Here is a 9,957-nt window from a genome sequence, read left to right as displayed (position 1 = left end):
AAAATCAGAGCATCACGCTAATTTATTTTTAAGCTGAATTCCTGACGTGAGGGAGCTAATCCAAAAAAGTAATGTATACAGGCTTATTTACTTCCAAACTGATATCCGTAGGAGTAAGGATGCCGGTGGACTGGTCTCTCGAGAAGACCAACAGCAGGTTGCTGTTTTGGTTTCCCGCCAAAAGGAACTTGCCGTCAGGAGTGATATTGAAGTTTCTGGGCGCACTTCCTCCTGAATGAATGGTTTGAACGTGTTTTAATTTCCCATCTTCAATGGTTTCAAAAACGATCAGTTCGTTCGCATCTCCCCGATTGGATGCGTATAGAAATTTCCCGTCTGGAGAAATCCTAACTTCCGCAGCGCCTACATTTCCTTCAAACCCTTCCTGGAGAAGGCTGTGGGTCTCCAAGTGGGTTAGTTTTCCATCCTCGTACGCATAAACACCAATGGCCGCAGTGATTTCATGTACGAGGTAAAGTCTGTCTCCTGAGGAATTAAAGACCATGTGACGTGGGCCTGCACCAGGTGCTACCCGCAGCCTGAAAACGGGTGATTCCGTTAATGGGGACTCGTTTGTGGCATCAAAATCATACACTACTACCTCGTCCGTACCAAGGTCGGCAATCAGAACCCGGGGTTCACTGGGATGAAAGACCGCCGAGTGAACATAGGGTTTGGTTTGTCTTCTGGGATTGACGCTGCTTCCTGTGTGGGCGATCGTTTGGATAGGTTCCAGCAAACTGCCATCGGCACTTACGGGAATCACGGAGAAATTACCGGCAGAGTAATTGCCAACGATAACGAAACGTTCGGATGGGTCAAGCGTAACATAACAGGGGCCATTTCCTCCTGCGGATACGGTGTTCAGTTTGGTGAATTTGCCTTGCTGTAGCGAAAATGCGCTCACTTTTCCTCCGGATTCACCACCTGTTTCCTCTACACAGTAAACTCTATTTTGGGCTCGATTTATGATAACAAACGACGGGTTTTCCGGTTCGGAGGCCACCGCGTCGATGGAAAGGGAATCTTTTTCGCTATGAAAGGCGACGAGGTATACACCGTGTTCCGGTGCGTTGGTATAGGATCCCAAAAGAAATCGATAGGTTGTGTTCATGGTTTCTTTTTTGGTTTGGGTGACTTCGGTGTTTCCGCTTCCGCAGGCGGAAGCCAACAACAGTATGGCTAGGGTGTAGAAAGAAAGTTTCATAAGTGGTGTCTTTTCTTTGTTCAGCATTTGCCCCATAAAGATCGGGAGAATTTCGAGCGATTTATGAATTGGTTTTGGTGGGTATTTCTGATCGTTTTCGGTTCTACTGTTTTTCCGGCAGATCCGGTTTATCTTCACTCGAAAGCCGGTGGGTTTTCGGATTGTATTTTCCTTTTAGGTCGTCGTACTTTGAATCCTCCCAGAGCTTTACACCGGTGAAATAGGAAGCCCTGCCGATCATATGTGCGCCAACAGGAGCGGTCAACAACATGAAGAGGATGATGGCCAATACCCTGGAGGTGATGGCTGTATCTGTAAAATAAATAGCTGCTGCCCCCAAGATCAGGCCAATCCCAAGAGTGGCCGCTTTTGTAGTTACGGAAATCCGCAGGTAAAGATCCGGCATTTTCACCACTCCGACTGCCGCTAGTAAAATAAACAATGCACCGAGTGAGGTTAGTAAGTAGATGAAGATCTCATTCATTTTTTTCTCGTTTTTCAAGGTAATAGGAAAAAGCCACGGTACCCAGAAATGCGATCAACGCCAGGATCATGGCAATGTCCAAAAAGGAGGGCTGATCTGTCAGGATGCTGTATACGGCTATAATACCGATGCCGGTTGTAAGAAGCAGATCCAAGGCCACCACTCTGTCCGAAAGGGTAGGGCCTTTCAGAAAGCGCACGAATATGATCACCGTGCAAACAGCCAATACAGGTAAAATGATGTAATATAGGTAGTTGTATATCGTCATCTCAATATTTCTAAAAGTCTTCTTTCGAAGCCATTTTTTATATCCTCTATAAATTTGTCCTTGTCCCGTACGTGCATAGCATGTACATAGAGGACTTTCCGATCGTCAGACACATCAAGGCTGAGCGTTCCCGGGGTGAGGGTGATCAGATTGGCCAGGAGGGTAATTTCCAGGTCAGTTTTCGCCGTCAAGGGTATTTTGATAATCCCCGGAGACATAAGATGGCTAGGTGTGATCACTTCATAGGCTACCTGAATATTGGCTTTGACCAGTTCATAAAGGAAGAAGAATATGAAGCCTATCGTTTTCGGACCTCGCTTGAAGTAGGAATCTTCCCTTCTATTGGTACTTATCAGCCACATCAGGATAAAACTCAGTAGAAACCCGAATACAAAATTCTCAAAGCTAAAGGTTCCCGTGACCGCCAGCCAGATAAAGGATAGTAATAGGTTGCTCAAAAAGCGGGTTTTGATCATGGTGCTAAATTTAAGGGTTTTTACCTAAAACTGCATGAATGTAAGGCTCTGGATTCATCAATGAGTCAGCCACAGAGGTAGCAACCTGTATGATGTATTCCGCGCCAAGGCCAATAAAGAGGGAGACAGCGCTAAGAAATACGACCGAAGCAATCATAGCAAGCCGCTTAACAGGCCTGAGCTCATGGTAGTATTTCACACCTTTCTTTGCCGGAAGAACGGCTCCTTCTTTCCAGAAAACACCTGACCACACGTTTGCTATGATGACGAGCGTAAGTAGGCTACCCAATAGGATGAAAGCAACCGCGATATAGTTACCGGAAACAATCCCTCCTTGGATCAGGTACACTTTCGCCCAGAAGCCGGAAAGTGGCGGGATACCGACTAATGAAAACAACGGTATGGCCATCAGCAGGGACAGTTTTGGGTAGGTTTTGTAAAAATCCCCCAAAAGCCGAAGGCTGTAGGTGCCCTTGATTTTGAAAATAATTCCACTTACCATGAATAGATTCGTTTTGACGATGATGTCATGGGTAAGGTAGAAAACGACTCCAATGATGGCTACCTCCGTATAAATGCCCAACCCGGCCATCATAAAGCCGATATGGCAAATGATAAGGTAACTGAAGATTTTTCGGATATTGTTTTGGATGAGAGCACCAATCCCCCCTGAGAGTATCGTAAGCGCCGCAACGATCGTTATTACGGTGATCAGGAATTCATCTGGTATAAATATGAGGGTAAAAACACGAAGAAGCGCATAGATGCCGACTTTTGTAAGCAAGCCACCGAAAATCGCCGATATGGCAGGAGGAGGGGTGTGGTAGGAGGCTGGCAACCAAAAATACAAGGGAAAGATTGCCGACTTGATCCCAAAGCCGACCAAGAACAAAACGGCCGTCACATTGACCAATCCCCGGTTTTCCACCGCTGCCACTTTACTGGAGAGGTCTGCCATGTTTAGACTCCCGGTAAGCCCATACAGAATTGCGATAGCGGTGAGAAAGACAACAGATGCCAGCAAGTTCATCGTTACGTACTTGATTGCACCCTCCAACTGCGCCTTTTCACCTCCGATCGTAATTAGCACGAAAGAGGAAATGATGATGATTTCAAACCACACGTATAGGTTGAAGATATCCCCGGCCAAAAAGGCACCGTTTAGCCCCATTAACAGGAAATGAAAAATAGCAAAGTATCCAAATCTTACCCGGGCATTGCGGACGCTGCCTACTGAGAAAATCGATACGCCCAACCCAGCTATCGCGGTAAGCAGTACCATGAGCGCACTCAATGAATCCGCCACGAAGGTGATTCCATAGGGTGCCACCCAGTCACCCGCCTGCGTGGTAAGAATGCCATTGTTCCAAACGGATGCAAAAAGTACCCCGGAAATAATCAACGCAATAACGGAACCTACCACGCTGATTAACTTTTGCAGGTTTTTCTGTGTCCAACAGAACATAAGGAGAACAGCTAAAAAAAGCTGGAAGATGATCGGTAAAACAATGTAGGGATTACTCATAAATCTTCGTCGGTTGCGTTCATTTCATCCAAATCGTCCGTTTTGACTACCTTATAGGCCCGTTTCACCAAAATGATGGCAAAGGATTGGAGTCCGAAACTTATTACGATGGCGGTAAGTATCAGTGCTTGGGGTAGTGGATCTGCGTATAACCCTTCCAACATTTTCCCGGCTGAATCGATAATTGGAGGGCTTCCTTTGACCACCTTGCCCAGTAGAAAGATAAGCAGGTTTGCTCCGTTGCCCAACAGGATCAGCCCAATAATCAACTTTACCAGACTTCGCCTTAGAATCATATAGACTCCCGCGGCATATAACAACCCAATCAATATGACCAGTAAAATTTCCATCGCTATAGTCCTTCAGAAATGGTAAAAATGATGGTAAGCGTGACTCCAATGACCACCAAAAAAACGCCGGTATCAAAAAACAGGGCAGATCCTACCAATCCGATGACTGGAGTTGGCTCCTCAAACCAAAGGCCCGTCATGAAAGGTAGACCCAAGAGCCAAGGTGCGGCCCCCGCCATTAACGCCAAGGAGAGTCCTACGGGCATCAGGAAACCAGGATGGAACTTCAGAATGTTCTTTGTCTTATCCAGTCCATTGGCAAAGGAATGGATTACAAATGCTATGGACGCTATCAGCCCACCAACAAATCCTCCTCCGGGCAGGTAATGGCCCCGTAGCAGAATGAACACTGCAAAAAGCAACAATAAGGGCAGTAGATAATTGGATGCGGTTCGAAATATGATTGTCTTCATCGTCTATTCTTTTTCGATACTCTTTAATCTAAGTTTAAGCAGGGAAAAAACACCAAGGGCGGCAATTGCAAGCACCGTGATCTCTACCATCGTGTCAAAGCCTCGGAAATCCACCAAAATCACATTCACCACGTTCTTTCCTTTGCCCAACAGGTAGGCATTCTCTGCATAGTAGGTTGATATGTCCTTTTGGACGGTTTCATTCAGTACTTCAAGTGTCAGGATACTGATCAATGCACCGAAAATCAGCGAGAGTATGCCATCCCTCACCCTTGATCGGTTATCCGAGAGTTTCAGGTATTTCGGCAGGTTGTACAAAACCAGCACGAACAGAATCACCGTCAGGGTATCGATCGAAAACTGTGTCATGGCCAGATCTGGTGCGGAGTAGAACAGAAAGATCAAACAAAAACTGTAACCTACCACGCCTAGGGAGGCCACCGCCGTGAGGCGGGACTTGGAAAACACGGTAAAAAATATGGCCGCCGCCATGATAAAAACGATGATTGCCTCATACAGGGTGACCTCCGAGAGCATCCCGGTATTCACGTATAGCTCCACACCCAAAAACAGTCTATAGCCAAGCAAGATGACCAAAAAGCTAAGGATGGTAATGAGGTAATACCTCAGGTAGCCGTTTTGGAAAAAACCTGTCCACTTTTCCGCAAAGGTGACGAAGCCCCTGGCAATACCGCCCATTAGACTTTGGGGGGATAGTGCCTCCAGGCGGACAACGTTGGCGAAAAGCTTTTCAGATGGCTTTAACATCAGGTAGACGCCAATCCCAAATGCCAATGTGCCGCCACTTAGCAACAACACGGTGTTGAACCCATGCCAGACCTTGAGGTGAAAGGCAGGCTGTTCCAACGTAAGTGACGTAAATACCGGGCCCATCAAAGGTTCCGCCAAGCTTGGGATCACCCCGAAAACCAACCCCAAAGACCCTAACAGTAAAGGCGGAAACCACATCGACCATACAGGTAAGTGCACTTGCTGAAAAGCCGAGGGCAGCTTGCCCCAAAAGGGTTTGATGCCGGCCATAAAGCCGGCTACCAGCAAGGCCGAATTTGTTACCAGGGCCATTACCGTCAGCACTCCACCCAATGATCCTGCATGAAGCGTAGCTTCATATATAAGGTCTTTCCCAATGAATCCGAATGTTATGGGTACGCCGGCATTGGAAAGTGCCGCAAATAGCGCGGCAATGCCTACTGGCTTCATTACGTGTCTCAACCCGGACAACTTCGTGATGTCCCTTGTTCCGGTTTCGTGGTCTACGATACCTGTGACCAAGAAGAGGGTGGCCTTGTACAACGCATGCACCAAAATAAATACGCCTGCAGCCAATAGCGCCTCTTCACTTCCTATTCCCAGCAGGAAGACCAATACCCCTAATGCGGATATGGTGGAGTAGGCAAGGATGCTTTTTAGATCCAACCTAAAAATCGCATGGATTGCGGCGTAAACCATTGTAACACCACCCACTACAATAAGGGTACTGTTCCAATAGCCATCCCCTCCCAGGATCGGTGTAAACCGTGCCAGAATATAAATTCCAGCCTTGACCATCGTCGCAGAATGAAGGTAGGTTGATACGGGGGTAGGAGCTTTCATGGCTCCCGGAAGCCAAAAGTGGAAAGGAAACTGGGCTGATTTGGTGAAAGCTCCCAAGAAAAAGAGAATCAGGATTAATCCATACCACTCGCTACCTTGAATTTCAGTACCTAATGCAGAAAGATTCGAGATTTGGTATTCTCCTGTCAGGGCTCCTATTGCTACCATCCCGGCGAGTAAAAACAACCCGCCCATCCCGGTAATGGTCAACGCGGTTAGGGCTGACTTTCTGCTCGCATCACTTTCATTGTTGAACCCGATCAGGAAAAAAGAACTAATACTGGTAAGTTCCCAAAAGACAAAGAGGGTTATGATATTATCGGCCAAAACTACCCCCAACATCGACCCCATGAAAAGGGAAAGATATCCGTAAAACCGGTCGAGGTACACGTGTCCTTTCAGGTAGGAGGAAGTATACAGGAAGACCAAGGTTCCGATCCCTGTAATAAGAAGAGTGAAAAGCAATGAAAGGCCGTCTAAATGGAAATCCAATCCTACACCCAAGCTGGGAACCCATTCCCAAGATGTCTTTACGGTATTTCCGGCACTGACCTGAGGTAAATAACCCAAAAAGTAACAAAACAGCACAAAGGGAAAGAGCGAAATCCAAGCCGAACGGGTACCATTCAAACGCCTGATTATAAATGGCATACCAAGTGCCATGATAAAGCCGGAAAACACCACTAACAGCATGAAGATCGTATTAATAGGTTGGTTTTAAAGCGTTAAAAATAAGAAATAATTTCAAATGGGTGGGGTATATTGAGCAGGTTATTGTCAGTGAAGGATAAATTGATAGAATAAGGAACTGATTTTTAAGAAGCTAGGATTGGGGATTTCCATGGAATTTAAATTTGTAACCGCTAAAGTATGTTAGGAGAAAAAAAATGATCATTTTTGGGTAATTTGTAGTTCAAACCAAACCAAAATTCACGATGTCAAATGCATACGAGACGGAAGTCGCCAAGCGTTTTACCATATACAACAGTCTTTTTTTGGATTTGCCTTTTGACAATATATATAGGACTGGTACCCTTTTGCCAATTTTAACCAGTATCTGTCAAGCGGGTTTCGAAAAAAACCAGACGCCAAAGGAAATCATTCACCGATTTTTTGAGGAGCTGCTTTCAGACAAATCCGACAAGGAACGCCACGACCTCCTTTTCAAGATGGTTCAGTATATTGAAAGGCAAGTGGTACTTTTCGACTCCATCGAGGATGCCGCATTTGAGAAGATCAACGATCTAAAAGGAAAGGGTACCATGACAGCACTGATAGCACGTGCTGAAAATGACCACAAAAAAGCCGATCTGATCGAAAAACTAAAATCCTTCTCTGTTAGGCTTACACTTACTGCACATCCCACGCAGTTTTACCCGGGCAATGTCCTCGCCATAATCACAGACTTGGAGTCTGCCATCCGTACCAACGACCTTGGAATGATAAACATGCTGCTCCAACAGCTGGGTAAAACCGGATTTATCAACAAGGAAAAACCTTCGCCCTACGACGAAGCCGTCAGCTTGTGTTGGTTTTTGGAGAATGTCTTTTACCCTAGTATATCAGACGTGCTTATCCGGATGCTCAACAGACTGGAGATTCCCCTGCATGATTGGGAAAACCCCAACCTGCTTAAGGTGGGATTTTGGCCGGGGGGTGACCGGGACGGCAATCCCTATGTAACCCATGATATCACTACCAAGGTGGCCGATAAACTGCAAAATTCGATTCTCAAGTGTTACTACCGCGATATCCGAAAGGTTAGGAGAAGGCTGACTTTCCATCACGTAGAGCCCTTTTTGATACAGGCCGAACGGGGGATTTATGATTCGCTGTTCGGTGGTGACAAAAAATTCAGCTCAAAGGATGAGCTTCTTGCGTTGCTCTTTGAAGCTAGGGACGGCATCGTAAAATATCACGATGGACTGTTTCTCGATATTTTGGATGCCTTTATATTCAAGGTTCGGGTTTTTGGGTTTCATTTTGCGAGTATGGACATTCGTCAGGACAGCCGCAAGCACGACGATCTATGGGAGGGCATTATTCGGACATCAGAGGGCGAAAAGGCATTGGAGGAATTTTCGGGTATGTCTGAGCAAGAGCAGATCAAAAAGATTCAATCCTACAAAAAATTACCTGGTGTTGATGAACTGCCGGATGACTTTCATAAGGAGATGGTCAGCAGTTTCCAGGTCATCAATTATATCCAGAAAAACAACGGCCCAATGGGCTGCCATCGGTATATAATATCAAACAACCAATCTGCCAAGCACATGCTGGAAGTTTTCCAATTGGCTAAAATATTGGTAGGAGGGCAAAAGGGATTGCATTTAGATATTGTACCGCTGTTTGAAACGATCGATGACTTGGCGTCGGCCCCTGCCATCATGGAGCAACTCTACAGCAATCCATCGTATCGTGCGCATCTTAATCAACGAAACAATAAACAGACCATTATGGTCGGGTTCTCAGATGGCACCAAGGATGGTGGTTATATCCGGGCTAACTGGTCCATTTTAATGGCAAAAGAAGCCCTTACGCTTGCAGCAAGGGAGAAAGGGATAGATCTCGTATTCTTCGACGGTCGGGGAGGGCCGCCAGCGCGAGGGGGAGGAAATACCCACAATTTTTATGCTTCGCTGGGACCAAATGTGGAAAACAAAGAGATACAGCTTACCATTCAGGGACAGACCATTTCGTCCAACTATGGAAAACAAGTAAGCTGCACCTATAACCTAGAGCAGTTGCTCAGTGCCGGTTTGGAAAGCCATTTATATCCCAGCTCTGAAAATAGCCTCACCGAGGAGCAAAAAGCCCTGATCGAAGAAATGGCGGGTTATAGTTACGAGGCTTATAAGGAGTTGAAAGCCCATCCGCAGTTTGTAAACTACTTGGAACACGTCACTCCGCTCAAATTTTTCGGAATGACCAATATTGGATCAAGACCTGTCAAGCGAAGTAAGGGAGGAGGAATGAAGTTTGAAGACCTCAGAGCCATTCCTTTTGTTGGTGCCTGGGCACAGATGAAGCAAAATATTCCAGGTTTTTTTGGTGTGGGAAGGTCAATCGAGGAAATGGAAAAACGGGGCAAACTGGACGAGGTACGTAAATTGTACCAGGACAGCTTGTTTTTCAGGTCCCTATTGGGGAATTCCATGCAGTCGTTGGCCAAGTCATTTTACCCAGCTACAGCGTATTTGAAGGATAGTGAAACCTATGGAGGTTTTTGGAATACCCTTTTTGAGGAATACCAGCGTTCATTGGCCAATATCCTGAAGGTTTCCAATATGGCAAATCTTTTGGAGGATAACCAGTTGAGCAGAGAATCCATCGGTATACGGGAACGAATTGTGTTGCCGCTCATCACCATACAGCAATACGGCATTCAAAAAATACTTGAAGAAGGCAAGGAAGATGCGGCACTTCAAAAACTGATCCTTCGAACCATGTTTGGGATCATCAATGCGGCCCGCAACGCTGCATAAATCCGACATTGCCTACTACCAAAACCTCTCTGAATTATCGGAGAGGTTTTTTTATTTTGCGGAAAAAATTGTGTAGACCGTTTCTCAAAAAAGCGGTAATAAATACCTAGTATTACTATTTGTTCAAAAGTCGTA

9 protein-coding genes are annotated in these 9,957 nt (G+C 45.9%); 1 reads left to right on the top strand and 8 read right to left on the bottom strand.

The window, feature by feature from the left end:
- Positions 1 to 55: 55 nt before the first annotated feature.
- The 8 genes from ADIS_RS12725 to ADIS_RS12690 all read right to left on the bottom strand — a co-directional run bounded on the left by ADIS_RS12725 (position 56) and on the right by ADIS_RS12690 (position 7,030).
- The gene (locus ADIS_RS12725; protein WP_010854944.1) at positions 56 to 1,207 is read right to left on the bottom strand and encodes a lactonase family protein; all 1,152 of its coding nucleotides are present in this window, start codon (positions 1,205 to 1,207) and stop codon (positions 56 to 58) included.
- 103 nt (positions 1,208 to 1,310) lie between these two features.
- Positions 1,311 to 1,691 carry a monovalent cation/H(+) antiporter subunit G gene (gene mnhG, locus ADIS_RS12720; RefSeq protein ID WP_010854943.1) on the bottom strand — a complete coding sequence of 127 codons (381 nt, stop codon included), beginning with the start codon at positions 1,689 to 1,691 and terminating at the stop codon, positions 1,311 to 1,313.
- Positions 1,684 to 1,959 (bottom strand): cation:proton antiporter, encoded by a 276-nt coding sequence (locus ADIS_RS12715; RefSeq protein WP_010854942.1) that lies wholly within the window; start codon positions 1,957 to 1,959, stop codon positions 1,684 to 1,686. The genes mnhG and ADIS_RS12715 overlap by 8 nt, the downstream gene beginning before the upstream one ends.
- Complete coding sequence (locus tag ADIS_RS12710; RefSeq protein WP_010854941.1) at positions 1,956 to 2,435, bottom strand: Na+/H+ antiporter subunit E; 480 nt, start codon at positions 2,433 to 2,435, stop codon at positions 1,956 to 1,958. The genes ADIS_RS12715 and ADIS_RS12710 overlap by 4 nt, the downstream gene beginning before the upstream one ends.
- Before the next feature lie 10 nt (positions 2,436 to 2,445).
- The gene (locus tag ADIS_RS12705) at positions 2,446 to 3,960 is read right to left on the bottom strand and encodes a proton-conducting transporter transmembrane domain-containing protein (RefSeq protein ID WP_010854940.1); all 1,515 of its coding nucleotides are present in this window, start codon (positions 3,958 to 3,960) and stop codon (positions 2,446 to 2,448) included.
- Positions 3,957 to 4,310, bottom strand: coding sequence for a Na+/H+ antiporter subunit C (locus tag ADIS_RS12700; RefSeq protein ID WP_010854939.1), 354 nt, complete (start codon positions 4,308 to 4,310; stop codon positions 3,957 to 3,959). The genes ADIS_RS12705 and ADIS_RS12700 overlap by 4 nt, the downstream gene beginning before the upstream one ends.
- A 2-nt stretch (positions 4,311 to 4,312) precedes the next feature.
- Positions 4,313 to 4,723 (bottom strand): Na+/H+ antiporter subunit B, encoded by a 411-nt coding sequence (locus tag ADIS_RS12695; protein WP_010854938.1) that lies wholly within the window; start codon positions 4,721 to 4,723, stop codon positions 4,313 to 4,315.
- Positions 4,724 to 4,726: 3 nt separating this feature from the next.
- Positions 4,727 to 7,030 (bottom strand): putative monovalent cation/H+ antiporter subunit A, encoded by a 2,304-nt coding sequence (locus ADIS_RS12690; RefSeq protein ID WP_010854937.1) that lies wholly within the window; start codon positions 7,028 to 7,030, stop codon positions 4,727 to 4,729.
- 242 nt (positions 7,031 to 7,272) lie between these two features.
- Here ADIS_RS12690 and ADIS_RS12685 point away from each other — a divergent pair, with 242 nt between their 5' ends.
- Complete coding sequence (locus ADIS_RS12685; protein WP_010854936.1) at positions 7,273 to 9,822, top strand: phosphoenolpyruvate carboxylase; 2,550 nt, start codon at positions 7,273 to 7,275, stop codon at positions 9,820 to 9,822.
- The last annotated feature ends 135 nt before the right edge of the window (positions 9,823 to 9,957 follow it).

The sequence above is a fragment of the Lunatimonas lonarensis genome (assembly GCF_000390185.1).
GTDB lineage: Bacteria > Bacteroidota > Bacteroidia > Cytophagales > Cyclobacteriaceae > Lunatimonas > Lunatimonas lonarensis.
The sequence above is the reverse complement of the archived record's forward strand: the minus strand, read 5'-3'. Positions and strand labels throughout refer to the sequence as shown.

What these genes read in the sequence shown, in the direction of transcription:
- ADIS_RS12725 (WP_010854944.1), bottom strand. Translation starts at nt 1,207, where the DNA reads ATGAAACTTTCTTTCTACACCCTAGCCATACTGTTGTTGGCTTCCGCC.
- mnhG (WP_010854943.1), bottom strand. Translation starts at nt 1,691, where the DNA reads ATGAATGAGATCTTCATCTACTTACTAACCTCACTCGGTGCATTGTTT.
- ADIS_RS12715 (WP_010854942.1), bottom strand. Translation starts at nt 1,959, where the DNA reads ATGACGATATACAACTACCTATATTACATCATTTTACCTGTATTGGCT.
- ADIS_RS12710 (WP_010854941.1), bottom strand. Translation starts at nt 2,435, where the DNA reads ATGATCAAAACCCGCTTTTTGAGCAACCTATTACTATCCTTTATCTGG.
- ADIS_RS12705 (WP_010854940.1), bottom strand. Translation starts at nt 3,960, where the DNA reads ATGAGTAATCCCTACATTGTTTTACCGATCATCTTCCAGCTTTTTTTA.
- ADIS_RS12700 (WP_010854939.1), bottom strand. Translation starts at nt 4,310, where the DNA reads ATGGAAATTTTACTGGTCATATTGATTGGGTTGTTATATGCCGCGGGA.
- ADIS_RS12695 (WP_010854938.1), bottom strand. Translation starts at nt 4,723, where the DNA reads ATGAAGACAATCATATTTCGAACCGCATCCAATTATCTACTGCCCTTA.
- ADIS_RS12690 (WP_010854937.1), bottom strand. Translation starts at nt 7,030, where the DNA reads ATGCTGTTAGTGGTGTTTTCCGGCTTTATCATGGCACTTGGTATGCCA.
- ADIS_RS12685 (WP_010854936.1), top strand. Translation starts at nt 7,273, where the DNA reads ATGTCAAATGCATACGAGACGGAAGTCGCCAAGCGTTTTACCATATAC.